The organism is Agrobacterium sp. ICMP 6402, from assembly GCF_009498615.1.
Lineage (GTDB): Bacteria > Pseudomonadota > Alphaproteobacteria > Rhizobiales > Rhizobiaceae > Agrobacterium > Agrobacterium burrii.
In genome coordinates this window covers 109,816-133,195 of the sequence record NZ_QSNV01000004.1, presented here as the reverse complement: position 1 = coordinate 133,195, position 23,380 = coordinate 109,816, and the positions used below count along the sequence as shown (strand labels likewise).

Here is a 23,380-nt window from a genome sequence, read left to right as displayed (position 1 = left end):
GGCTGCCGGTCAGCAGGCGAGATCGGCGACCACGGCATCCAGAATAAGCATGCCCGAAGGTGTGCAGCGCAGGCGCGAATTGCCAAGCCTCTCCACGAAACCGTGCTGCAGAAGGAATTCCTCCTTCTCCGGGTCGAGATCGCGGCCGGAAAGATCGCTCCATCGGGCCAGATCGATGCCTTCCCGCAGGCGAAGGCCCATCAACAGCAATTCGTCGGCCTGCTCGTCGACGCCCAGCATTTCCTGATCGACCATGCCATGGCCTTCCCGCTCGACGGTCTCGAGCCAGGTTTCCGGATGACGCTCGGTGGCGGTGGCGAGCTTGGAGGCGCCCCTCGTCAGGCGTCCATGTGCACCGGGGCCAATGCCGGCATAATCGCCATAACGCCAATAGGTGAGGTTATGGCGGCTTTCTGCGCCGGGGCGGGCGTGATTGGAAACCTCATAGGCCGGCATGCCGTAACGCTCGGTTATTTCCTGCGTCGCTTCATAAAGCACAGCCGAATGCTCACCATCCGGCACGATCAGTTTGCCGGCCTTATGCAAGCCGTAAAAGGGCGTGCCCTCCTCAATGGTCAGCTGATAGAGCGACAGGTGGTCGACGGCATAGGAGACCGCTTCCTTCAGTTCGGCGTCCCATTCGGCCACCGTCTGTTTCGGGCGGGCGTAAATCAGATCGAAGGACATGCGCGGGAAAATCTCCCGCGCCAGCCGGATGGCCTTCAGGGCATCGGCAACATCATGCAGGCGGCCGAGGAACTTCAGGTCACGGTCGTTCAGTGCCTGCACGCCAAGCGAGACGCGGTTGACGCCCGCTGCGCGATAACCGCGAAACCTTTCCGCCTCGACGCTGGAAGGATTGGCTTCCATGGTAATCTCGATACCATCAGGCACGTGCCAGAAACGCGCGACGCCATCCAGAATTGCGGCGACCGTCTGCGGGTCCATCAGCGATGGCGTGCCGCCGCCCATGAAGATGCTGGTAACCACATGTGGGCCGCTGAGCGCCCGCATATGTTCCATTTCACGCAGAAAGGCCGCGGTAAACCGCTCCTGGTCCACCGGCCGGTGGCGGACATGGCTGTTGAAATCGCAATAGGGACATTTGGCAGCGCAGAAGGGCCAATGCAGATAGATCCCGAAACCGGGATCGCCCGTATCCGGCAGAAGCGATGCGCCGGGGGCAGAAAAATGATGCTCCCCGACCATAGGGTTCATGCCTCCAGGCAGGTTTCTACGAATTTTTTAAAGGCGCGGGCGCGGTGCGACAGCGCAAACGCGTCACCATGTTTCCAGCCGTGTTTCGCATCGGCCGTCATCTCGCCAAATGTAGTGTCATAACCTTCCGGTTTGAAGACCGGATCGTAACCGAAACCGCTCGTTCCGCGCGGCGGCCACACCACCGTGCCTTCCACTTCGCCGCGGAAATATTCGACATGACCGTCCGGCCAGGCAAGGCAGAGTACGCTGACGAAACGGGCCGTGCGATCTTCGGCTTTCGACGCACCGCGCTCGGCAAGCGCATCCTCGACCTTTTGCATAGCCATTGCAAAATCGCGCGTGCCGTCGGCCGTCTCCGCCCAGTTGGCGGTATAGACGCCCGGCGCGCCGTCCAGCGCGTCGATCACCAGACCGGAATCGTCGGACAGGGCCGGCAGGCCGGATGCCTTCGCGGAGGCAAGCGCCTTAATGGCGGCATTTTCCTCGAAGGTGGTGCCCGTCTCGTCCGGCTCTTGGAAGTTCAGCTCGGCAGCCGATTTGGCGGAAAAGCCGAAAGGTCCGATGAGGTCGGCGATTTCGGCGATCTTGCCCTTGTTGTGGCTGGCGACGACGATCGTTCTGGTATCGAGCTTGCGCATCACGGTTTCCTGTCGGCTCAGGCGATCGTCTGTTTCTGAAGGGCGACCAGTTCACTGCATCCGGCCTTGGCAAGGCCAAGCAGCGTCAGGAATTCTTCCTCGGAGAAGGGTGCGCCTTCCGCCGTCCCCTGAACCTCGACGATGCCGCCGGAGCCGGTGATGACGAAATTCGCATCGGTCTCGGCGGAAGAGTCTTCCAGATAGTCGAGATCGATGACCGGCTGTTTCGCGAAGATACCGCAGGAGATAGCGGCGATATGATCTTTCAGGACCTTCTCGACCTTGATCATGTTGCGGGTTTCCATCCACTTCAGGCAATCATGCAGGGCGATCCATGCGCCGGTGATGGAGGCCGTGCGTGTGCCGCCATCGGCCTGGATGACGTCACAGTCGATGCTGATCTGGCGTTCGCCGAGTGCCTGCAGATCAACGACGGCGCGCAGCGAGCGGCCGATGAGGCGCTGGATTTCCTGCGTGCGGCCGCCCTGCTTGCCGGAAGCGGCTTCGCGCTTCATGCGCTCATGGGTGGAGCGCGGCAACATGCCGTATTCGGCGGTCACCCAGCCCTTGCCGCTGTTGCGCAGCCATGGCGGCGTCTTTTCTTCAAGGCTTGCGGTGACGAGCACATGCGTGTCGCCGAATTTGACCAGACAGGAGCCTTCCGCATGTTTCGAGAAATTGCGCTCAAAGGAAACCTTGCGCATCTGATCGGTTTTTCTGCCTGAAGGCCGCATTTGATCCACTCTCCATGTTGGTTCCTGCCTTCTAAGGCGCGCTCCGGGCTTTTGCAAAGCCAATTTCCATTTTGCCGCAGCGGCGCAACGCATTATATTGGCTCAGAGTAGATTTGGACGACAAAGAACGGACGTGATGGGTTTTTCAGCACCGCTTTCAAAAGATCAGGCATCGCTGTTGGATGAACGGTCGCGGGAAATTTTCCGGCGCATCGTTGAAGGTTATCTCGACACTGGCGAACCCCTGGGGTCGCGCAGCCTGTCGCGGCTGCTGCCGATGTCGCTTTCACCTGCCTCCGTTCGCAATGTCATGAGCGATCTCGAAGAGTTGGGCCTCATCTATTCGCCGCATATCAGCGCCGGACGCCTGCCCACCCAGACGGGGCTGCGTTTCTTCGTGGATGCCTTCATGCAGGTGGGCGATCTGCCCGCCGACGAGCGGGCAAATATCGATCGGCAGATCGGTCCTGTCGCCGGCCACGAACAATCGCTGGAAGGGCTGCTGACCGAGGCAAGCCGCATGCTGTCGGGCATGTCGCGCGGCGCCGGCCTTGTGCTGACGGCCAAGAACGATGTCATCCTCAAACATGTCGAATTCATCCGGCTGGAGCCCACCAAGGCGCTCGCCGTTCTGGTGGGCGATCACAATCAGGTCGAAAACCGCATCATCGAACTGCCGGCCGGTATATCCTCATCGCAATTGACCGAGGCGGCCAACTTCATCAACGCCCACCTCTCCGGCCAGACGCTGCAGGAACTGCGCGGCCAGTTCCAGACGCAGCAAGCGCAATTGCAATCGGAACTCGGCACGCTGGCGCAAGACCTCATCGAACGCGGTCTTGCCGTCTGGGCGGGTGACAATGAGGAGGGCAAGCTCGGCCGCCTCATCGTTCGCGGACGTTCCAACCTGCTCGAAGGCCTGGCCGGCGAAGAAGACATTGACCGTGTGCGTCTGCTGTTCGACGATCTGGAGCGCAAGGAAAATCTCATCGAAATCCTCAACCTTGCGGAAAGCGGTTCGGGGGTCAGGATTTTTATCGGCTCGGAAAACAAGCTCTTTTCGCTGTCCGGTTCATCGCTGATCGTTGCGCCCTATCGCGATGAGGACAACCGGGTCGTGGGTGCGGTTGGTGTCATCGGGCCGACAAGGCTGAATTACGCCCGTATTGTCCCCATGGTCGACTACACCGCGCAGATCATGGCCCGCCTTTCCCGAAAACAGAGATAGGACAAGCCCGCAAGGTTGGAGAATGCGGCAAGCTTTTCGCCGCAAGCCTTGATTTTTGCCCGCCAAAGCTCGATATCGGGCGCAACCAACAATATTCAAATCTGGAGAACGTCATGACCGACGATACAAAAAAGCCCGGACCTGACGCGGACATCGCCGAAGAGTTTCTCGATCCAGCACTTGCCGGGGAAGAGCCGACTGATGCTGCCGAACCCGATCCGGTCGAGCTGCTGAAGGCTGAAAATGCCGATCTGCGCGACAAGTTCCTGCGTCTCGCCGCCGAAATGGATAATCTTCGCCGCCGTACCGAGCGCGACGTCAAGGACGCCAAGGCCTATTCGCTGGCCGGTTTTGCACGCGACATGCTCGCCGTTTCCGACAATCTTCGCCGCGCGCTCGAGGCCATCCCGGATGAGCTCAAGACCAATGGCGAAGCCGGTCTCAACGGCCTGATCGAAGGCGTCGAGATGACCGAACGCTCGATGTTGTCAACGCTCGAGCGCCATGGCGTCAAGAAGATCGACGCCGAGGGCCAGAAGTTCGATCCGAACTTCCACCAGGCCATGTTTGAAATCCCCAATCCGGCAGTTCCGAACAACACCGTGCTTCAGGTTATTCAGGCCGGTTTCACCATCGGTGACCGCGTCCTGCGCCCCGCCATGGTTGGCGTTGCCAAGGGTGGCCCGAAGGTGGAAACCGCCACATCGGCCGAACCCGGCACGGCGTCTGTCAATGAGAAGGATGCCTGAGGCATTCCTGCCTGTGTAATAAAAAACGCGCCCTTGAGGCGCGTTTTTTATTGTCATGAAAACCTGAGATCAGCGGCGACGGATCAGGCCGCCGTCGCCTGTTCCTGATTGAGGAAAGCGTAGATTGCCGTGTCGGAATCGGTGGCGCGCAGCTTGGCCACCAGTTCAGGGTCGCGCAGGGCGCGCGCAATTCGAGACAGCGCCTTCAGGTGATCCGCGCCGGCGCCCTCAGGCGCAAGCAAAAGGAAAACCAGGTCGACCGGCTGGTCGTCCAGCGCTTCGAAATCGACCGGCGTTTCAAGACGTGCGAAGACGCCCGTAATCTGATGAATGCTGGCGAGCTTGCCATGCGGAATGGCGATGCCGTGGCCGACGCCGGTGGAGCCGAGCTTTTCACGCTGGAGGATGACGTCGAAAACTTCCCGTTCCGAAATCCCGGTAATTCTGGCTGCCTTTGCGGCCAGCTCCTGAAGCAATTGCTTTTTGGAATTCACCTTGAGGGCGGGAATAATCGCATCTTGTTGCAGCAAATCTGCCAACGCCATTCTCTTTTTCCTTCATGCCATCGAGACGATGCAGAAGGCAGATGCGCTTTCGCGCTCTGCCTCCCACGTCTTGTCAGACTGTTCAGCTCTTGATCGTTTCCGCGTCGATCCAGCCAATATTGCCGTCATGACGTCGGTAGACGATGTTGAGATATTCCTTGCCCGGGCTGCGGAATAGCAGAACCGGTTCGTCCGTCATGTCGAGCGCCATCACGGCGCTGGCAACGGACATAGTCTTTATTTGTTTCGAACTCTCCGCAACGATGGTGGGCGCGTAATCCTCGGGAACCTCATGGTCCTCATCGGGAACAGCATCCATCACCGTATAGGCGATTTCCTGCGACACGCCATTCGAACCACTGTGATGGTCCTTAAGCTTGCGCTTGTAGCGACGCAGGCGCTTCTCGATCCGCTCTGCGGCGGCATCGAAGCTTGCCTGCGGATCATTTGCCTGACCCGCTGCATGCAATACAACGCCGGTATCGAGATGCAGCTTGCAATCGGCGGCAAAACGCGATCCGGACTTCTCCACGGTTACCTGGCCTGAATACCCCCCATCGAAGTATTTGGTAACTGCCAGACCTATATTGTCCTCAATCCGCTGACGGAAAGATTCACCGATCTCCATATGTTTACCAGATACACGCACACTCATGGAAATTTTCCTTTTTGTAGTGATTTGCGAGTACCAGCTTACGTCAAGCCGCGCGCGCATCCAAGCGTTTCGAAGACCTTAAAAAGCCTCCATTCGAATTTTACGCCCATGGACGGTGGAGATTATTCCGTTACAAATGACCTTGCTTACGTGTGCGGCGGGCTTCTAGCCCCTGGCGTGATAAGAGTCAATGGTGCGGCAAAAAAGCGCCCCAAACGTGATCACATGCACCGCTCAGAAGACTGACAACCTGGCGAGCGCCTTCTTTTCCCGGCGTCTCTGCACGGAGGAGGGGATGTTCATCGCCTCGCGATATTTGGCGACAGTGCGGCGGGCTAGATCAACACCGCTCTTCTTCAGATTGTCGACGATATCGTCATCGGAAAGCACCGCCTCGGCGGCCTCCTGTGCGATCATGGCCTTGATGCGGTGACGCACCGCTTCCGCCGAATGGCTGTCGCCGCCCTCAACGGCGCTGATCGAAACGCTGAAGAAATATTTGAGTTCGAACAGCCCGCGCGGCGTCAGCATGTATTTCTTCGAGGTCACCCGGCTGACGGTGGATTCGTGCATCTTGATGGCGTCGGCCACCGTCTTGAGGTTCAGCGGGCGCAGGTGATCGACGCCATTGACGAGGAAGGCGTCCTGCTGGCGCACGATTTCCGTCGCCACCTTCATGATCGTCCGGGCGCGCTGGTCGAGGCTGCGAGTCAGCCAGTGGGCCGTCTGCATGCACTCGGAAAGGAAATCCTGGTCCTCTCCTGCGCGCGCCTTATGTTTCGAGACCTCGGCGAAGTAGCTCTGGTTGATGAGGACCCGCGGCAGGGTGTTGGGATTGATCTCCACCAGCCAGCCGCCGGAGGAGGAGGGCCGAACGATGATATCAGGGACGATCGTCTCCGAAACGGTCGAATCATAACCTGCGCCGGGACGCGGATTGAGCGTCCGGATTTCCGCCAGCATGTCGAGAAGGTCCTCTTCATCGACCCCACAGAGTTTTTTCAAGGTCGCGAAATCGCGTTTGGCCAAAAGCTCCAGATTGTCGATCAAGGCCCGCATTGCCGGGTCGAGCCGATCCCTCTGGGCGAGCTGGATCGCCAGACATTCGCTCAAGGAACGGGAAAACACGCCCGGAGGATCGAAGCCCTGAAGCGTCTTCAAAACGCTCTCCACCACTGACGGGGCCGCTCCCAGCCGTTCGGCGACATCATCGACGGCGTCCGTTGCAATATACCCGGTCTCATCGAGCTGGCCGATCAACGCGTCAGCGATCATCCTGTCCTCCGGAGAGGAGATGGCGAACGGCAATTGCTGATTGAGATGGTCGCCGAGGCTTTGTTTCGCGGCGACGAAGTCGTCGAGATCATAGCTTTCGCCGGACTCCTGCCCGGGCATGGATTTCCATTGGCTTGCCAGTTCGGGCGCATCGGCCTTTCTGGGCTCGGCATCATCAGGAAAGACGTTTTCGAAGCTGGTATCCAGTTGCTCGCCAAGATTTGCGGCGCGGTCGCCGTACCAGTCGTCGCTATCGGCCGTTACCGGGGTGTTTTTATCCGAGGCTTCGCCGTCAGCATCGCTGAAACTATCCGCACTATCAGGGATATCGCCGCCCAAATCGCCATCGTTTGCTGCAATTTCGAGCAGAGGATTACGCTCCACCTCCTGCGCGATAAACTGCGTCAGCTCGAAATGCGTCATCTGAAGCAGCTGGATGGACTGCATCAGTTGCGGTGTCATGACGAGAGACTGGTTTTGACGCAGCAAAAGGCTGGCAGACAATGCCATGGCGGACGCGAAACTCCCCTTACAGCTTCTCCATTGCCACAGTTTTCATAAATTTTGAGAAGGCAAAGAAACTTGGCCCAAAAATTGCTTTTTTATCTTGTTTGGTCAAGCGTCAGCGCGGGGCGCGATGAAGAATCTTTCGCGCCCGTAAGCTTAAAGGCTGAAATTATTGCCGAGATAGAGCCGGCGCACATCCGGATTGTTGACGATATCGTCCGCGCGGCCATGGGTCAGAACCTCACCGGCATGGATGATATAGGCGCGGTCGATGAGACCGAGCGTTTCACGGACATTGTGGTCAGTGATGAGAACGCCAATCCCGCGTGCGGTCAGGTGCCTCACGAGATTCTGGATGTCGCTGACCGAAATCGGATCGACACCGGCGAAAGGTTCGTCGAGCAGCATGAAAGTCGGATCGGTCGCCAGAGCGCGGGCGATTTCCAGACGACGACGTTCACCGCCCGACAGCGCAACGGCAGGCGACTTGCGCAGCTGGGCAATATGGAACTCTTCCAGCAGTTCATCGAGCTTGCGGTTGCGTTTGACGCTGTCCGGTTCGTGGACTTCAAGCACGGCGCGGATGTTTTCCTCGACCGTCAGGCCGCGGAAGATCGAGGCTTCCTGCGGCAAATAACCGACGCCGAGGCGCGCACGCCTGTACATCGGCATCCCGGTCACATCATTGCCATTGATGGCGATCTTGCCGCTGTCGACGGGTACGAGGCCCGTGATCATGTAAAAACAGGTTGTCTTGCCGGCGCCGTTCGGACCCAGAAGCCCTACGGCCTCACCGCGGCGCACGACCAGCGACACGCCGTTGACGACCCGGCGCGTATCATAGGTCTTCGTCAGGCCATGCGCGATTAGCGTGCCTTCATAACGGGCCTTGTCGGCCTGTGATGTCGCTTCCACGGATGGGTTGCGCCCACCGCCAAACATTTTTGAGATCGAAGGTATCTTCACGAGGTGAGACTACTGTTTTTTCTGCGATTTCGGATCGAGCATGATCCGAACGGGGCCGCCGCAGCTTTCGAGCTTCGCCTGTCCCGAGTTCATCAGGACAGTGAGCTTGCAGCCGGTGAAGACATTCGTGCCCTCGGACAGAACGACCTGCTTGCCCGTGAGGATAAATGTCTGCGCCGCCATGTCGAATTCGCCGTGATCGGCCGTGGCCTTCTGGGTCTCGGACGTCAGATAGACATTATTATCAACGAAGATTTTTTCGATATTCGCGTCACCGCTGGTGAGAGAGGAGCCCTCGCCCTTATAGTTGACCGTCATCTTGCCGGCCTGAAGGGTGGTCGTGCCCTGCACAACTTTCACGTTTCCGGTGAAGTAGGCCTTGCGCTCCTGATCCCGGATTTCGAGCTGGTCGCTTTCAATCGCGATCGGCTGGTCGCTGGAGAGCTTCACACCCTGCATATTGCTGGTGGTGCTCTGGGCGAAAGCCACGGTTGCGAGACAGGAGAAAACAAGACCTGCGGCTGCAACGCCTGCGGATCTGCCAAGGGAAACGGGACGGGAAACTTGCATCATCTGGACCGGGCTCTCACTTGGCTTCATTTTTGATATTGGATGCAGCGATACGTGCCCGTACCTGCCCCGAAAATGTAATCGTCTTGCCATTATCGGCGATATCAATCGATTGCGCAACAATGGCACCGTCGTTTGTTTTGATCGAAACGGGCTCTTTGCTACTCATTTTTCCGGCCTTCAGATCAACATCCGCAGACTGGAACTTCGCTTGTATGCCATTGCTGAGATTGATGTCAAAAGGTGCAGTCATCTTCAGCGTATTGGTGGCGCGGTCGAAAATGCCTTCCTTGGCAATTACCTGCGCGATGCTGTCATTAACAGGCACAGCGGCCAGAACTTTCTCGAGCGTCATCAGGTTGGGATTGGCGATATCCTGCAACGCACGCTCGGCGTTCATGGAATAGTCGATCCCCTTTTCGTTGCGGCCGGCAACGGCAGGTTTTTCCATCACGATCTTGCCGTCTTCGATCCTGGCGCTTTCCAGTGAAACCTCGTCGGGCGCCCAGGTTCGAATGAGCGAAACGGCGATGAAGGCGAGCGAAATCACTGCGGCACTGAGCGGCAGGATGATTTTCAGCCGCTTGACGCGCGCGGAATGCCGCAGAGCGCGCTCGTAAGCGCCGTTCTGGTCATTCGGCAGCGGAAATGCTGGCGCGGGTTCGCGGAGTCGTTCAAGCATAAGAGTGGGTCCGGAAGCTCCCTGGGCGCCATTTTGGCGCGCAATTGAAGCTTGTATGTTTATCTTGATGTGTTTGGCACGAGTGCTTTGTCCTGCCAATATGGTTTTTGTCTGGAAAGGTGCAAGGGAAATACGAATTTTATCGTAATTCTGGTTTCCTTATTGTTTCCTTGCGGCTTCGCGCTAGAAGAACCATATGGCCGTGAAGCACACGTGGCGTCAAAGGCCGGATGGCAGAGGTTTTCGATGGATAATATGGCGATAGCGGATCGCAGGCGATTGCGCCGCAAGCTGACTTTCTGGCGGGTTGCCGCTGTTTTGCTGTTTGTCGTCGGTATTTTCGGCCTTTACCGGTTTTTCTGGACCGAACCGCAGCAAAGCACCAAGCCCCATATCGCCCGCGTCGAGATTTCCGGTCTGATCCAGGACAATACCGAACTCCTGGAACGGCTCGACAAGATCGCCAAAAGCGACAATGTCAAAGGGCTGATCGTGTCGATCTCCTCGCCGGGCGGCACCACCTATGGCGGTGAGCGCATCTTCAAGGCCATTCGCGGCGTTGCGGAAAAGAAGCCGGTCGTTTCCGACGTCCGCACTTTGGCGGCCTCCGCGGGCTATATGATCGCGTCGGCAGGCGATACCATCATCGCCGGTGAGACATCGATCACCGGCTCTATCGGTGTGATCTTTCAGTATCCCCAGGTCGGCCAGCTGATGGACAAGCTCGGCGTCTCGCTACAGGAAATAAAGTCGTCGCCCATGAAGGCGGAGCCTTCGCCGTTCCACGAGGCCCCCGAAGAGGCCAAGACGATGATCCGCTCCATGGTGATGGACACGTATAGCTGGTTCGTCGACCTTGTGGCCGATCGTCGCAAGCTGCCGCGTGAAGATGTGCTGAAACTGGCGAATGGCTCGATTTTCACAGGCAGGCAGGCGCTCGCCAACAAGCTGGTCGATACGCTCGGCGGCGAAAAGGAAATCCGCGGCTATCTCGAAACACACGGCGTCGCCAAGGATTTGCCGATCGTCGAATGGCGCGCGCCGTCGTCCCGCTCGCCGTTTTCGCTTTTCAGTGTTGCGCAAATAGCGAAGTTTCTGGGATATGACGATTTAATTCCCTTTGCGGGACCCGGCCAGCTCGGCGCGGACAAGTTGTTTCTTGACGGTCTTGTTTCCGTTTGGCAGGTTGGGCCACGTTAAAAATCCAATTCTTTCAGGGGGCAACCGTGATCAAGTCTGAACTGGTGCAGATCGTTGCTGCGCGTAACCCGCACCTTTATCACCGTGACGTGGAAAACATCGTCAATGCGGTGCTGGATGAAATCACCGATGCCCTGGCGGGTGGAAATCGTGTCGAGCTTCGTGGTTTCGGCGCATTTTCGGTGAAAAACCGACCTTCGCGTTCGGGGCGGAACCCGCGCACGGGCGAATCGGTTTTCGTTGAGGAAAAATGGGTGCCTTTCTTCAAGACGGGCAAGGAATTGCGTGAGCGCCTGAACCCCGGAATGGGTGACGAAGAAGAGGACGATTGATCGTCTCTTCCGCCCGACGCCGGAAACGGAGCCGGCGGAACCCCGCAGCGATGGAGTAATGTCGGATGTCAAAAAAAATCATCAACCTCATCATCCTGCTTCCGCTGGCGATCATCCTCGTCATTCTATGCGTGGCCAACCGCCAGGCCGTAACGCTTGCGCTCAATCCTTTCCGGCCCGATGACGGCGTTCTGTCCTTTACAGCGCCGTTTTTTGTGTTCCTGTTTCTGGCCGTTATTTTCGGCGTGCTGCTGGGATCGTCGGCGACGTGGTTCGCGCAGGGCAAACATCGCAAACGCGCCCGTATCGAAGCCAGGGAAGCCGTTCGCTGGCACGATGAGGCGAACCGCCAGAAGGCGACTGGGGCCGCTCAGCTTCCCAATGCGGGCCAACTCCCGGCAAAGTGATATAGCCGACAGTCGTTCCGGCTCTAGTCGAGCGGCGTGCGGAATGCTATTTGCTGCGCCATAAGACGCGGGCAGAAGCGGGAAGATTTCCATTGAAGAAAAAAGACAGCCGGCCGGGCAATCGCGCACGTGCCGGGAGCGAGAAAAAACAGGTTCATGCCGCAAAGCCGGCGCGACGCGCGGAGGTAGCGCCGAAAAAGCGCGAACCCGATACGGTTCGCAGCGTGCCGAAACCTGCACCGAAGGAGAAGGTTGCTGCCGCACCGGCGATTGAGCAGGCGCCTGCACGGCCCCTCAAGCAACGCACCGGTGAACGTCCCGCAGAACAGGTTCCGGTCATTCTGGAATCGAGCGGTGCGGGCGATTTTCACTTGATCGACAGCGGCAATGGCCTGAAGCTCGAACAATATGGCGACTACCGCGTCGTCCGTCCCGAGGCGCAGGCGCTGTGGCAACCGTCGGTCCCCGACCGGGTGTGGCAAAATGCCGATGCCATTTTTACCGGCGATACGGATGAGGACGGCATGGGCCGCTGGCGCTTTCCGAAGACGGCGCTTGCCGAAACCTGGCCCTTGTCTCTGCTCGGCGTTGAATTTCTTGGCCGCTTCACGGCCTTCCGGCACGTCGGCGTCTTCCCGGAACAGATCGTCCATTGGGAATGGCTGAAACATGCCGTCGAGACGGCCGACCGGCCTCTGAAAGTGCTGAACCTCTTCGGTTACACCGGCGTCGCCTCGCTGGTTGCGGCCGCCGCGGGTGCTGAAGTCACCCATGTCGATGCTTCCAAGAAAGCGATTGGCTGGGCCAAGGAAAATCAGGAGCTTGCCGGGCTGGAACAGGCGCCCATCCGCTGGATCTGCGAAGATGCGATGAAATTCATCCAGCGTGAGGAGCGTCGCGGCAGCACTTACGACATCATCCTCACCGATCCGCCGAAATTCGGTCGCGGCACCCATGGTGAGATCTGGCAATTGTTCGACCATCTGCCGCTGATGCTGGATATCTGCCGGGAAATCCTCTCACCCAAGGCGCTCGGCCTGGTGCTGACGGCCTATTCCATCAGGGCCAGTTTTTATTCGATGCATGAGCTGATGCGCGAAATCATGCGCGGCGCCGGTGGCGTCGTCGCGTCAGGCGAACTCGTCATTCGCGAGGCAGGGCTTGACGGCAAGACACCCGGCCGGGTGCTTTCCACATCGCTGTTCAGCCGTTGGGAGCCGAAATGATGAAAGATATGCGCGAAAACACGACGCGCCGGGTTGGTCAGGTGAAGGAAGTGACCAGCCTTGCCAATCCCATCATCAAGGATATCAAGGCACTCACCCAGAAAAAGGGCAGGGAAGAGACCGGCACCTTCATGGCGGAAGGCCTGAAGTTGGTCATCGATGCTCTCGAACTGGGCTGGACGATCAAGACACTGGTTTACGCCAAGGCCGCCAAAGGCAAGCCACTGGTGGAGCAGGCCGCGGTAAAGACCGTCGCGTCCGGCGGTCTGGTGCTTGAAGTCAGCGAAAAAGTCATCGCCTCGATCACTCGCCGCGACAATCCGCAAATGGTCGTCGGCATTTTCGAACAGAAATGGGCGTCGCTCAGAGATATTCGCCCGGAAAAGAGCGAGACCTATATTGCGCTCGACCGTGTCCGCGATCCAGGTAACCTCGGCACGATCATCCGCACCGCCGATGCGGCGGGCGCATCGGGCGTTATTCTGGTCGGTGATTGCACCGACCCCTTCTCGCTGGAAACCGTTCGCGCCACCATGGGTTCGGTCTTCGCCATGCCGGTGGCCCGCGCCTCGGTTGACGAATTCCTGTCCTGGAAGAAATCGGCGCAGGTCAGCATCGTCGCCACCCATCTTGCCGGTTCCGTGGACTATCGAAAGATCGATTATGCCGGCAAGCCGGTCGTGCTTTTGATGGGTAACGAGCAATCCGGCCTGCCGCCGGAACTGGCCGCTAAGGCGGATCAGCTGGCGCGCATCCCCCAGCAGGGCCGTGCCGACAGCCTCAATCTCGCCATCGCAACCGCCGTGATGCTTTTCGAAGCACGGCGACATCTCCTCGAACTGGCACCGGTGAAGTAATGGCCAAAGCGGCACTGTTTTCGAAATTCGGCCCGGCTTTCGCGTTGATCGTCGCCGCGCTGGTGCTGGACCAGATCGTCAAACAACTGGTCGAAGCCTATCTGCCATTGCAGGAGATGGTGCCCGTCATTCCGTTTCTGGCGCTTTACCGCACCTATAATCTCGGCGTCGCCTTTTCGATGCTATCGGACATGCAGGGCTGGTTCATCGTCAGCATGCGGCTCGTTATTGTCGTCTTCGTGCTCTGGCTGTGGCGCAAGACGGCGGCGGACCGCACCTTCGCCCATCTCGGTTTTGCCTTCATCATCGCAGGTGCTGCCGGCAACCTTCTCGACCGTTTTCTTTATGGACACGTCATCGACTACATCCTGTTTCATACGCAGACATGGTCTTTCGCGGTCTTCAATCTGGCTGACAGTTTCATAACCATCGGCGCGGCCTGCGTCATTCTTGACGAATTTCTGCACGCCCGGGCGGCAAAAAAGTAAAATTTTAGGGTTTGCACCAAACATATCAAAACCGCTGCCGTGGTAGCGGTTGCATATGAGCGAACTGGCAAAACTTCGGGAAAAAGTTTCAGACGGCCTTGGGCTGGCGCCTGTAGCGCCGCAGCCGGGGGATCGTGTCGACGCGACAAGGCATAATGCCGGCGCAGAGCACGAGATCGGCTCAGGGCCGATTTCCTCGTACATTGCCATTTCGTTGTCGGTCGGTGCATTTTCCGCCGCGCTGATTGCGCTTGCGGTGCCCTATGCGGTCACCGTTGCCCTGGCCTCCTTCTTTGGCGCCGTGCTCGTCGGTGTCCTTCTCTACGCGCTGTTCGGCAAAACTGTCCCACTTAAAGACGCGTTGGCCGAGGATTTGGATGTTCGGCTGCGACAGACGCAGAACCGCTCGCTGATTGCCGAGATGCAGGAATCCATGGGTGATATCGTCGTCATCCGTAATCTGGATCGGCGTATCGTCGAAGCGAACAGGATCTTTCGCGAAATGACGGGATGCGCAACCCCCGAAGGGTTGAGTTGCGAGGAAATCGGCATTGCCTTCCGTCCGGGCGACAAGGTTCACGCCTATGATGTCGAGATCGCCACCCCTTTCGGGCAGCGCATCTTCTCCTGGCACGATGTGGTCACCCGCGATCTGGCCAGCAGCCGCCTTCTCATCAGCAGCATCGCCAGAGACGTGACGGAAGAGCGGCTTGCGCTTGCCGAAAGGGAAGACGCCCGTTTGCGCGCCGAAAAGGCCGATGCCGAAAAGGCAAGGCTGCTTGCCACCGTAAGCCATGAAATCCGCCTGCCGCTTTCCGGTATGCTCGGCATGAACCATCTCCTGTCGCAAACGAAGATCAACGAGGAGCAGCGCAATTATCTTGACGGCATGAAGCAGTCCGGCCAGTCGCTGGTGCAGCTGGTCGAGGATCTGCTGGATTATTCGACCATGGAGGCGGGTCGTTTCAGGCTCAATCCGCGCGCGGAAAACCTGCGGCGGCTGATCGAGAGCATTGTCGAGATGCTGGCGCATCGCGCCCACGAAAAAGGGATTGAAATCACCTCCTTCGTCAGCCCTGACGTGCCCGATTATCTCGATTTCGATCCGGCAAGGCTGCGTCAGGTGCTGTTTAATCTCCTTGGTAACGCCGTCAAATTCACGCAGGAGGGCGGAGTCGTCATCCGCGCGCGTATGGCCGATGGTGAATTGCAGATCGCCGTCGAGGATACCGGTCCGGGCATGAGCCAGACGGAGCAGGCCCGCATCTTCGGTGAATTCGAGCAGGCAGGGCCGATGTCACAGCGAAGCGCCGGTACGGGCCTCGGGCTTGCGATCTCCGCCCGCATCGTGCGGGAATTCGGCGGCAGCCTCACGGTTTCGAGCCGCAAGGGCAGCGGCAGCACCTTCACGCTTTCGTTCCACCCGGGCAGCGCGCCTGCCGCAATGCCGGATCCGGGCCGGCACCACTGTCTGCAACATACGAATGTCCTGCTGATTGCGCCAAAGGGGGTGGCTGCGGCGGTGACGATGGAGGCGATAGAGGCCTTTGGTGGCAAATGTGTTCTCATTCATCAGCCGGAAGATTTGCGAAGACTGCGGGATGGGGCAGCTGACCTCAGCGCCGATCTCACCGATATCATCGTCGACCGGCGCGTTTCACTCCTGTTCAGGGACGCCCTAAAGGACTGGCCGCAGCAGAATGTTCGCCTCACCCTGCTGGTGAGCCCCGAGGAGCGGCCTTCGACCATGCATGTCTCCTTCGACGCCTGGCTGATCCGGCCGCTGCGCGAAAAATCGCTGATCGACGTCCTCTGCGGTCGCCTGCGCGGCATAGAGCGCCGCGACGCGCTGAACGACAACCACCCCGATGTGGGCTTTTCATCACGGCTGAAGCAAGTGGCAAGTGGCGTCGAAATTCTCGTGGCTGAGGATGATGCCGTCAATGCGCGCATCATCCGGGCGGTTCTGGAGAAAAGCGGTTACATCGTTCGTGCCGTCGATGACTTTCAGGCTCTGCGGCAGTCGTTGGCGCCGGGTGCTGCCCGTTTGCCGCACCTCATCATCTCGGACCTCAATATGCCGGGTGGTGAGGGGCTTGAGGTGCTGCCGGAACTTCTCGGCACGTTGGAGGGTGAGAGAAATATTCCCCTGATCGTGCTCAGTGGCGATGCCAGTGCCGACACCGCCGAAATCCTGCTGAAAGCCGGTGCAGCCAAGGTTTTGACCAAGCCCACCGACCCGAGGCAGCTGGTCGAGGAAATCCGTCGCATGCTGGAGGCGAAACGCCTTTCCCCATAATAGCTTGACAGACTCGCGCTGGCGTCATTTTGTCACTATTCTGTCGTCAATTAGTGATTTATGACAGGAAAATTCTTTGGTGGCGGAGCGATTCCCCATGGTGGCCGAAATCTTCAATCACGACATTTGTGAAAACAATGTTGTCATTCATCCTCGTTCGGAGTCCGCTCAGGACAATGAGGGTCTTTTCGGTCGTATCGGCACATTGGAAACCCGGCTTGCGAGAAATGAGCGCGAGATCGATGCCGCACAATCCGTGCGTTACAAGGTTTTCGTTGAGGAAATGAATGCGCGGCTTCCCGCTGACGCGATGCGCCGCAAGCGCGATATCGACGCCTGGGACAGTGTCTGCGACCATCTGCTCGTGCTCGACAAGGCCATCGAAGGCGATAGTGAAGACCAGATCGTCGGCACCTACCGTCTGCTGCGGCAGGAAACGGCGCTCGCCAACAACGGGTTTTATTCGGCCAGCGAATTCGACATTGCAGGGCTGGTTGCGCGCCATCCGGGCAAGCGCTTCATGGAGCTTGGCCGTTCCTGCGTGCTGCCGGAATATCGCACCAAGCGTACCGTTGAGCTTCTGTGGCAGGGCAATTGGGCCTATGCGGTGAAACATCGTATGGACGCGATGATCGGCTGCGCCTCCTTCCCCGGCGTGCAGCCGGAAACCCATGCACTGGCGCTGTCCTTCCTGCACCATAATTGTGTTGCAAAGGGCGAGTGGGAGGCTTCCGCACTTCCCGAGCTTTACCGCGAGATGGACCTGATGCCGGCGGAGGCGTTGAATACCCGCAAGGCGCTGAACGCCATGCCGCCGCTGATCAAGGGTTATATGCGTCTTGGCGCCATGTTCGGCTCCGGTGCTGTGGTGGACCATGCCTTCAACACGACAGATGTTCTGGTCGTTCTGCCGGTCACGTCCATCGCCGGCCGCTACATCAGCTATTACGGCGGCGAGGCCGAGCGCATCAACGGCTGATCAGCTTTTGACTGGATCTTGCCGGATGTTCCTGTGGGCAGCGGCTCTGCGCGTGTTGTGTCGGGGCGGGCATTGCCGCTAGTGTCGGCGCTCCTTTTCCGCAACACGATATGACATCGGCAGGCCATTGACGGACGTTCTGACAACCGCTTCCCTGATAACGGAGGAGAGCCGCGCTTCGGCCACTCCGATGATGGAGCAATATATCGAGATCAAGGCGAACAATCCCGGTTCGCTGCTGTTCTACCGCATGGGCGATTTCTATGAATTGTTCTTTGACGATGCGGTCGAAGCCTCCCGGTCGCTCGGCATCACGCTGACGAAACGTGGCCAGCATATGGGCCACGATATTCCCATGTGCGGCGTTCCCGTGCATGCGGCGGACGATTATCTCCAGAAGCTCATCCTGCGCGGTTATCGCGTCGCCGTCTGCGAACAGGTGGAAGATCCCGCCGAGGCGAAGAAGCGCGGCTCGAAATCCGTGGTCAAGCGTGATGTGGTGCGGCTTGTCACGCCTGGCACGCTGACCGAAGAAAAACTTCTGTCGCCGACGGAATCCAACTATCTGATGGCGCTGGCCCGTATTCGCGGCAGTGCCGAGGCGCAGTTCGCGCTCGCCTGGATCGATATTTCCACCGGCGTCTTCCGTTTGGCGGAAACCACGCTGACGCGGCTTCTCGCCGATATCTGGCGTATCGACCCGCGCGAGCTGATCGTTGCCGACAGCCTGTTCCATGATGAGGAATTGCGGCCGGTTTTCGATGTTTTGGGTCGCGTGGCGGTGCCGCAACCTGCCATCCTGTTCGACAGCGCCACGGCGGAAGGGCGTATCGCCCGTTATTTCAATGTCGCGACGCTGGATGGTTTCGGCAGTTTTTCTCGCATTGAAATGGCTGCCGCTGCCGCTGCCGTCGCTTATGTCGAAAAGACCCAGATTGCCGAGCGCCCGCCGCTTGGCGCGCCGGAGCGCGAAAGTGCTGCCTCCACCCTTTTCATCGATCCCGCCACCCGCGCCAATCTGGAACTGGTGAAGACGCTCGCTGGCGACAGGGATGGCTCGCTGCTGCATGCCCTGAACCGCACGGTGACGGGCGGTGGCGCACGAATGCTGGCCGAGCGGCTGATGTCGCCGCTTACCGACCCGGAAAAGATAAACGCCCGCCTCGATGCGGTGGGCTATCTCATCGACGATGTCTCGCTCTGCGACGGGCTGCGCGATGCCTTGAAACATGTTGCTGATATGCCGCGTGCGCTTTCACGTCTGGCTCTGGAGCGCGGTGGCCCGCGTGATCTCGGCGCCATCAGGCAGGGACTGGTTTCCGCTGAAAAAATCGCGACTATTCTCGACGGTGGGTTGCTGCCAGATGAGTTGGCGACGGCTCTCAAGGATTTAAAAGCCTTGCCGGGCGGGCTGGAAGCAATGCTCGGCTCGATGCTGGCCGATGATCTGCCGCTTCTGAAACGCGACGGCGGTTTCCTGCGTGACGGCGCCAATCCGGAACTTGACGAGGTTCGGGCGCTACGCGATCAGTCCCGCCGGGTGATCGCCGGTCTGCAACTGAAATATGCCGATGAGACCTGCATCAAGTCGCTGAAGATCAAGCACAATAATGTGCTGGGCTATTTCATAGAGGTCACTGCCGGCAATGCCGATGTCATGATGGCGACCGATGAAGCGAAAGCGCGTTTCATCCACCGCCAGACCATGGCCGGCGCCATGCGCTTCACCACAACCGAGCTTGCCGATCTGGAAAGTCGCATCGCCAATGCTGCAGCGCAGGCTCTGACAATGGAGCTGGAAGCCTTCGCCCGCATGGTCGAGGCTGTGGTGCAGCAGGCGGAAGCAATCAAGGCCGGTGCTTCAGCACTCGCCATCATCGATGTCGCCTCAAGCCTTGCCTATCTGGCGACCGAACAGGCCTATTGCCGCCCGATTGTCGATGCCTCCATGACCTTCGCGATCAAAGGCGGGCGTCATCCGGTCGTAGAGCAGGCGCTGCGGCGGCAATCGGCCGGACCCTTCATCGCCAATAATTGTGATCTGTCGGCGGTCAACGGCGGCAAGAACGGCGCAATCTGGTTGCTGACAGGCCCGAACATGGGCGGTAAATCGACCTTCCTGCGCCAGAATGCGCTGATCGCCATCCTTGCGCAGATCGGCTCCTTCGTCCCGGCGGAGGCAGCCCATATCGGCGTCGTCGACCGGCTGTTTTCCCGCGTCGGCGCGTCCGACGATCTGGCGCGCGGCCGCTCGACCTTCATGGTGGAGATGGTGGAAACCGCTGCCATCCTCAATCAGGCGACGGACCGTTCGCTGGTCATTCTGGACGAGATCGGCCGTGGCACGGCAACCTTCGACGGGCTTTCGATCGCCTGGGCGGCAGTCGAACATCTGCACGAGGTTAATCGTTGCCGTGGCCTCTTCGCCACCCATTTTCATGAGTTGACCGTTTTGTCGGAAAAACTTGGCCGCCTCTCCAATGCCACGATGCGGGTGAAAGAGTGGGAAGGCGACGTCATCTTCCTGCACGAAGTCGGGCCGGGTGCCGCAGATCGCTCCTATGGTATTCAGGTCGCACGGCTTGCCGGCTTGCCGGCATCGGTTGTGGAGCGCGCTCGTGAAGTGCTGACGAAACTGGAGGATGCCGACCGCAAGAACCCGGCCAGCCAGCTGATCGATGATCTGCCGCTGTTCCAGATCGCCGTTCGCCGCGAGGAAACCCGCAAGGCCGGACCATCGAAAGTGGAAGAATCATTAAAGGGGATCAATCCGGACGAAATGACGCCGCGTGAGGCATTGGACGCGCTCTATGCGCTAAAGAAAGAACTTGGCAAGGTTTGAACTTTTTTGCGCATCGAATTTTCCGAAAACCGCTGACACTTTTCGGTTCGATGCGGAGACTGCCTGTCCATCGCCTTTAAAACTCGCTATAGGACACTCCCATCGCAAGCGGTGGGATTTCCCACAGGACATGGATACCGGCATAGATGGCCATCAAGGACCTGGATTTTTCCGAAATTCTCGATGTCTCGGCGCTGAAGCGCGACAGTGACATCATCTTTAAGGAAGATGGCAAGCGCATCGCCGATATCAGGTCCGACCTGCTGCCACTGTTTCGCAAGGCCAGCACGGAAGGCCGGGAAAAGGTCCGCGAACTGCTGAAAACCGATGGCAGCGGCATTGATTGCGCCCGCCGCATTTCCTGGCTTCAGGATCGGCTGATCGAGACGCTTTATGATCTTGCCTGCCAATATGCCTATCCGAAGGATGCCCCGCAGATCGCGGTGGCGGCAGTCGGCGGTTACGGTCGCGGCACGCTGGCGCCGGGATCGGATATCGACCTTCTGTTCCTGCTGCCGGCCAAGAATACGCCTGACATGCACAAGGCCGTGGAGTTCGTGCTTTATCTGCTCTGGGATCTCGGTTTCAAGGTGGGCCATGCTACCCGCACAGGGGATGAGTGCATTCGCCTCTCCAAATCCGATATGACCATCCGAACCGCCATTCTGGAAGTGCGGGCTATCTGCGGCAAAAAATCCCTGACCGATGATCTGGAAAAACGCTTCGAGGCGGAAGTCGTCACCGGCACCGGCCCGGAATTCATCGCCGCCAAGCTGGCGGAGCGAGACCAGCGCCACCGCAAGGCGGGCGATACGCGTTATCTGGTGGAGCCGAACGTCAAGGAAGGCAAGGGCGGCCTGCGCGATCTGCACACGCTATTCTGGATTGCCAAATATTATTACCACGTTCGCGATACCGCCGATCTCGTCAAGCTCGGTGTTCTGTCGAGGCGCGAACTCAGGCTGTTCGAAAAGGCCGATGATTTTCTCTGGGCCGTCCGCTGCCAGATGCATTTCATCACCAACAAGGCGGAAGAGCGCCTTTCCTTCGATATTCAGCGCGAGATCGCCGATGCGCTGAACTATCAGCCGCGCCCCGGCCTTTCCGCCGTTGAGCGCTTCATGAAGCATTATTTCCTCGTGGCGAAGGACGTGGGTGACCTGACGCGCATCGTCTGCGCCGCGCTGGAAGACCGGCAGGCGAAGGAGGTGCCGGGTCTCTCCGGCGTCCTCAGCCGTTTCGCCCATCGTGTGCGTAAAATCCCGGGTTCGGTAGAATTCGTCGAGGACCGGGGGCGCATCGCACTAGCCAAGCCTGACGTCTTCAAGAACGACCCGGTTAATATGATCCGGCTTTTCCACATCGCCGATATCAACAATCTCGAACTGCATCCGGATGCCTTGCGCGTCGTCACGCGCTCACTGTCGCTCATTAATGATGCGCTTCGCGAAAACGAGGAGGCGAACCGGCTGTTTCTGTCGATCCTCACCTCGCGACGCGATCCGGCGCTGACACTCAGGCGGATGAACGAGGCAGGCGTACTCGGCAAATTCATTCCCGAATTCGGCAAGATCGTCGCGATGATGCAGTTCAACATGTATCATCACTATACCGTGGACGAGCACCTGATCCGCTCCGTGGGTGTGCTGTCGGAGGTGGACAAGGGAACGGCTGTCGATGCCCACCCGCTCGCCAACCAGCTGATGCCGGGCGTTGAAGAGCGCGAGGCGCTGTATGTCGCCGTGCTGCTGCACGACGTGGCAAAGGGCCGGCAGGAGGACCACTCGATTGCCGGCGCGCGGGTGGCCCGCAAGCTCTGCCAACGTTTCCGCCTGACGGGCAAGCAGACCGAAACCGTCGTCTGGCTCATCGAACAGCATCTCTTGATGTCCATGGTTGCCCAGACGCGCGACCTGCATGACCGCAAGACCATCACCGATTTCGCCGACAAGGTGCAATCGATGGAGCGGCTGAAGATGCTGCTCATCCTGACGGTTTGCGATATCCGCGCCGTCGGCCCGGGTGTGTGGAACGGCTGGAAGGGGCAATTGCTGCGTTCGCTCTATTATGAGACGGAACTGCTGCTCTCCGGCGGCTTTTCGGAGGTCTCCCGCAAGGAACGGGCTCAGATCGCCCGGCAGGCGCTTTACGACGCCCTCGATGACTGGGGCCAGAAGGCGCGGCGCAAATATACCAAGCTGCATTACGAGCCTTATCTGCTGACGGTGGCGCTGGAAGACCAGGTGCGCCACACCCGCTTCATCCGTGAGGCCGACAAGCAGGAAAAGGCGCTGTCGACCATGGTGCGCACCCATTCTTTCCACGCGATTACGGAAATCACCGTGCTGGCGCCCGACCATCCGCGCCTGCTGTCGATCATCACCGGCGCCTGCGCGGCGGCGGGCGCCAATATCGCCGATGCGCAGATCTTCACCACCTCCGACGGGCGGGCGCTGGATACGATCCTCATCAACCGCGAATTCCCGATCGACGAGGATGAGACACGGCGCGGCAACAATGTCGGCAAGCTCATCGAGGAGGTTCTGTCCGGCCGCCAGCGCCTGCCGGAAATGATCGCGACGCGCACCAAGAGCCGCAAGAAGAAAAGCGCCTTCATCATTCCGCCCTCGGTCATCATTTCCAACGGGCTGTCGAACAAGTTCACCGTCATCGAAGTCGAGTGCCTCGACCGGCCGGGCCTGCTGGCGGATATGACGGCTGTCATCGCCGATCTGTCGCTCGATATTCACTCCGCCCGTATCACCACCTTCGGCGAAAAGGTCATCGACACCTTCTACGTGACAGACCTGTTCGGGCAGAAAGTGACGAACGATAATCGGCAGGCCAGCATCGCCACCCGCCTGAAGGCGGTGATGAGCGAGCAGGAAGACGAATTGCGCGACCGGATGCCGAACGGCATCATCGCCCATCCCGACGTGGCCGCACTGCCGGCCGCGCGCACGGCAAAGGCTTGAAGCGC

General features: G+C 59.1%; 21 protein-coding genes. 12 read left to right on the top strand and 9 right to left on the bottom strand.

All coding sequences use genetic code 11. The features are described 5' to 3' along the window. Nucleotides 1–9 precede the first annotated feature (9 nt). The 3 genes from hemW to rph are packed head-to-tail and all read right to left on the bottom strand — an operon-like array spanning nucleotide 10 to nucleotide 2,593. Nucleotides 10–1,209: a radical SAM family heme chaperone HemW gene (gene hemW / locus DXT96_RS13685; RefSeq protein ID WP_153515363.1), complete on the bottom strand. Its 1,200-nt coding sequence runs from the start codon at nucleotides 1,207–1,209 to the stop codon at nucleotides 10–12. 5 nt (nucleotides 1,210–1,214) lie between these two features. After that, complete coding sequence (gene rdgB / locus DXT96_RS13680; RefSeq protein WP_153515203.1) at nucleotides 1,215–1,859, bottom strand: RdgB/HAM1 family non-canonical purine NTP pyrophosphatase; 645 nt, start codon at nucleotides 1,857–1,859, stop codon at nucleotides 1,215–1,217. Between the two features lie 17 nt (nucleotides 1,860–1,876). Next, nucleotides 1,877–2,593 carry a ribonuclease PH gene (rph, locus tag DXT96_RS13675; RefSeq protein WP_149898395.1) on the bottom strand — a complete coding sequence of 239 codons (717 nt, stop codon included), beginning with the start codon at nucleotides 2,591–2,593 and terminating at the stop codon, nucleotides 1,877–1,879. Between the two features lie 136 nt (nucleotides 2,594–2,729). Here rph and hrcA point away from each other — a divergent pair, with 136 nt between their 5' ends. Together hrcA and grpE are read left to right on the top strand one after the other, a co-directional pair. Beyond that, the gene (hrcA, locus tag DXT96_RS13670; protein WP_149898396.1) at nucleotides 2,730–3,821 is read left to right on the top strand and encodes a heat-inducible transcriptional repressor HrcA; all 1,092 of its coding nucleotides are present in this window, start codon (nucleotides 2,730–2,732) and stop codon (nucleotides 3,819–3,821) included. A gap of 113 nt (nucleotides 3,822–3,934) precedes the next feature. Beyond that, on the top strand, nucleotides 3,935–4,570 hold the full coding sequence (gene grpE / locus DXT96_RS13665) for a nucleotide exchange factor GrpE (protein ID WP_153515202.1): 636 nt from the start codon (nucleotides 3,935–3,937) through the stop codon (nucleotides 4,568–4,570). Between the two features lie 83 nt (nucleotides 4,571–4,653). Here the strand turns inward: grpE and ptsN are convergent, their stop codons facing one another. The 6 genes from ptsN to lptC all read right to left on the bottom strand — a co-directional run bounded on the left by ptsN (nucleotide 4,654) and on the right by lptC (nucleotide 9,770). Further along, a complete protein-coding gene (ptsN, locus tag DXT96_RS13660) occupies nucleotides 4,654–5,115 on the bottom strand; it encodes a PTS IIA-like nitrogen regulatory protein PtsN (RefSeq protein ID WP_149898398.1) in 462 nt (153 codons plus the stop codon). A gap of 82 nt (nucleotides 5,116–5,197) precedes the next feature. After that, the gene (gene hpf, locus DXT96_RS13655; protein ID WP_149898399.1) at nucleotides 5,198–5,770 is read right to left on the bottom strand and encodes a ribosome hibernation-promoting factor, HPF/YfiA family; all 573 of its coding nucleotides are present in this window, start codon (nucleotides 5,768–5,770) and stop codon (nucleotides 5,198–5,200) included. A 234-nt stretch (nucleotides 5,771–6,004) separates the two neighbouring features. Next, nucleotides 6,005–7,555: an RNA polymerase factor sigma-54 gene (gene rpoN, locus DXT96_RS13650; protein ID WP_153515201.1), complete on the bottom strand. Its 1,551-nt coding sequence runs from the start codon at nucleotides 7,553–7,555 to the stop codon at nucleotides 6,005–6,007. 153 nt (nucleotides 7,556–7,708) lie between these two features. Beyond that, the gene (gene lptB, locus DXT96_RS13645; protein ID WP_153515200.1) at nucleotides 7,709–8,494 is read right to left on the bottom strand and encodes an LPS export ABC transporter ATP-binding protein; all 786 of its coding nucleotides are present in this window, start codon (nucleotides 8,492–8,494) and stop codon (nucleotides 7,709–7,711) included. A 33-nt stretch (nucleotides 8,495–8,527) separates the two neighbouring features. Further along, on the bottom strand, nucleotides 8,528–9,091 hold the full coding sequence (locus DXT96_RS13640; RefSeq protein ID WP_046799322.1) for an LptA/OstA family protein: 564 nt from the start codon (nucleotides 9,089–9,091) through the stop codon (nucleotides 8,528–8,530). 13 nt (nucleotides 9,092–9,104) lie between these two features. Then, entirely contained in the window at nucleotides 9,105–9,770 is a 666-nt protein-coding gene (lptC, locus tag DXT96_RS13635; RefSeq protein WP_153515362.1) for an LPS export ABC transporter periplasmic protein LptC, read from the bottom strand. 246 nt (nucleotides 9,771–10,016) lie between these two features. Here lptC and sppA point away from each other — a divergent pair, with 246 nt between their 5' ends. The 10 genes from sppA (at nucleotide 10,017) to DXT96_RS13585 (ending at nucleotide 23,375) form a co-directional block, all read left to right on the top strand. After that, entirely contained in the window at nucleotides 10,017–10,970 is a 954-nt protein-coding gene (gene sppA / locus DXT96_RS13630) for a signal peptide peptidase SppA (protein ID WP_153515199.1), read from the top strand. A gap of 2 nt (nucleotides 10,971–10,972) precedes the next feature. Continuing rightward, entirely contained in the window at nucleotides 10,973–11,302 is a 330-nt protein-coding gene (locus tag DXT96_RS13625) for an integration host factor subunit beta (protein ID WP_225245141.1), read from the top strand. A gap of 65 nt (nucleotides 11,303–11,367) precedes the next feature. Next, nucleotides 11,368–11,709: a LapA family protein gene (locus DXT96_RS13620; protein ID WP_149898403.1), complete on the top strand. Its 342-nt coding sequence runs from the start codon at nucleotides 11,368–11,370 to the stop codon at nucleotides 11,707–11,709. Nucleotides 11,710–11,801: 92 nt separating this feature from the next. Next, nucleotides 11,802–12,935, top strand: a complete 1,134-nt coding sequence (locus DXT96_RS13615) for a class I SAM-dependent rRNA methyltransferase (protein ID WP_153515197.1) — start codon at nucleotides 11,802–11,804, stop codon at nucleotides 12,933–12,935. Continuing rightward, the gene (locus DXT96_RS13610; RefSeq protein WP_153515196.1) at nucleotides 12,932–13,792 is read left to right on the top strand and encodes an RNA methyltransferase; all 861 of its coding nucleotides are present in this window, start codon (nucleotides 12,932–12,934) and stop codon (nucleotides 13,790–13,792) included. The genes DXT96_RS13615 and DXT96_RS13610 overlap by 4 nt, the downstream gene beginning before the upstream one ends. Next, complete coding sequence (gene lspA, locus DXT96_RS13605; protein WP_046799329.1) at nucleotides 13,792–14,280, top strand: signal peptidase II; 489 nt, start codon at nucleotides 13,792–13,794, stop codon at nucleotides 14,278–14,280. The genes DXT96_RS13610 and lspA overlap by 1 nt, the downstream gene beginning before the upstream one ends. Before the next feature lie 55 nt (nucleotides 14,281–14,335). After that, entirely contained in the window at nucleotides 14,336–16,579 is a 2,244-nt protein-coding gene (locus DXT96_RS13600; protein WP_153515195.1) for a hybrid sensor histidine kinase/response regulator, read from the top strand. 97 nt (nucleotides 16,580–16,676) lie between these two features. After that, nucleotides 16,677–17,558 (top strand): GNAT family N-acetyltransferase, encoded by an 882-nt coding sequence (locus tag DXT96_RS13595; protein ID WP_149898981.1) that lies wholly within the window; start codon nucleotides 16,677–16,679, stop codon nucleotides 17,556–17,558. A 127-nt stretch (nucleotides 17,559–17,685) separates the two neighbouring features. Further along, a complete protein-coding gene (gene mutS, locus DXT96_RS13590) occupies nucleotides 17,686–20,400 on the top strand; it encodes a DNA mismatch repair protein MutS (protein ID WP_194287637.1) in 2,715 nt (904 codons plus the stop codon). Between the two features lie 146 nt (nucleotides 20,401–20,546). Next, nucleotides 20,547–23,375 carry a [protein-PII] uridylyltransferase gene (locus DXT96_RS13585; protein ID WP_153515194.1) on the top strand — a complete coding sequence of 943 codons (2,829 nt, stop codon included), beginning with the start codon at nucleotides 20,547–20,549 and terminating at the stop codon, nucleotides 23,373–23,375. Nucleotides 23,376–23,380 lie beyond the last annotated feature (5 nt).

What these genes read in the sequence shown, in the direction of transcription:
- DXT96_RS13585 (WP_153515194.1), top strand. Translation starts at nt 20,547, where the DNA reads ATGGCCATCAAGGACCTGGATTTTTCCGAAATTCTCGATGTCTCGGCG.
- rph (WP_149898395.1), bottom strand. Translation starts at nt 2,593, where the DNA reads ATGCGGCCTTCAGGCAGAAAAACCGATCAGATGCGCAAGGTTTCCTTT.
- ptsN (WP_149898398.1), bottom strand. Translation starts at nt 5,115, where the DNA reads ATGGCGTTGGCAGATTTGCTGCAACAAGATGCGATTATTCCCGCCCTC.
- DXT96_RS13620 (WP_149898403.1), top strand. Translation starts at nt 11,368, where the DNA reads ATGTCAAAAAAAATCATCAACCTCATCATCCTGCTTCCGCTGGCGATC.
- lptB (WP_153515200.1), bottom strand. Translation starts at nt 8,494, where the DNA reads ATGTTTGGCGGTGGGCGCAACCCATCCGTGGAAGCGACATCACAGGCC.
- DXT96_RS13610 (WP_153515196.1), top strand. Translation starts at nt 12,932, where the DNA reads ATGATGAAAGATATGCGCGAAAACACGACGCGCCGGGTTGGTCAGGTG.
- DXT96_RS13595 (WP_149898981.1), top strand. Translation starts at nt 16,677, where the DNA reads ATGGTGGCCGAAATCTTCAATCACGACATTTGTGAAAACAATGTTGTC.
- hemW (WP_153515363.1), bottom strand. Translation starts at nt 1,209, where the DNA reads ATGGTCGGGGAGCATCATTTTTCTGCCCCCGGCGCATCGCTTCTGCCG.
- sppA (WP_153515199.1), top strand. Translation starts at nt 10,017, where the DNA reads ATGGATAATATGGCGATAGCGGATCGCAGGCGATTGCGCCGCAAGCTG.
- DXT96_RS13640 (WP_046799322.1), bottom strand. Translation starts at nt 9,091, where the DNA reads ATGATGCAAGTTTCCCGTCCCGTTTCCCTTGGCAGATCCGCAGGCGTT.
- grpE (WP_153515202.1), top strand. Translation starts at nt 3,935, where the DNA reads ATGACCGACGATACAAAAAAGCCCGGACCTGACGCGGACATCGCCGAA.
- rdgB (WP_153515203.1), bottom strand. Translation starts at nt 1,859, where the DNA reads ATGCGCAAGCTCGATACCAGAACGATCGTCGTCGCCAGCCACAACAAG.
- hpf (WP_149898399.1), bottom strand. Translation starts at nt 5,770, where the DNA reads ATGAGTGTGCGTGTATCTGGTAAACATATGGAGATCGGTGAATCTTTC.
- hrcA (WP_149898396.1), top strand. Translation starts at nt 2,730, where the DNA reads ATGGGTTTTTCAGCACCGCTTTCAAAAGATCAGGCATCGCTGTTGGAT.
- lptC (WP_153515362.1), bottom strand. Translation starts at nt 9,770, where the DNA reads ATGCTTGAACGACTCCGCGAACCCGCGCCAGCATTTCCGCTGCCGAAT.
- rpoN (WP_153515201.1), bottom strand. Translation starts at nt 7,555, where the DNA reads ATGGCATTGTCTGCCAGCCTTTTGCTGCGTCAAAACCAGTCTCTCGTC.
- DXT96_RS13600 (WP_153515195.1), top strand. Translation starts at nt 14,336, where the DNA reads ATGAGCGAACTGGCAAAACTTCGGGAAAAAGTTTCAGACGGCCTTGGG.
- lspA (WP_046799329.1), top strand. Translation starts at nt 13,792, where the DNA reads ATGGCCAAAGCGGCACTGTTTTCGAAATTCGGCCCGGCTTTCGCGTTG.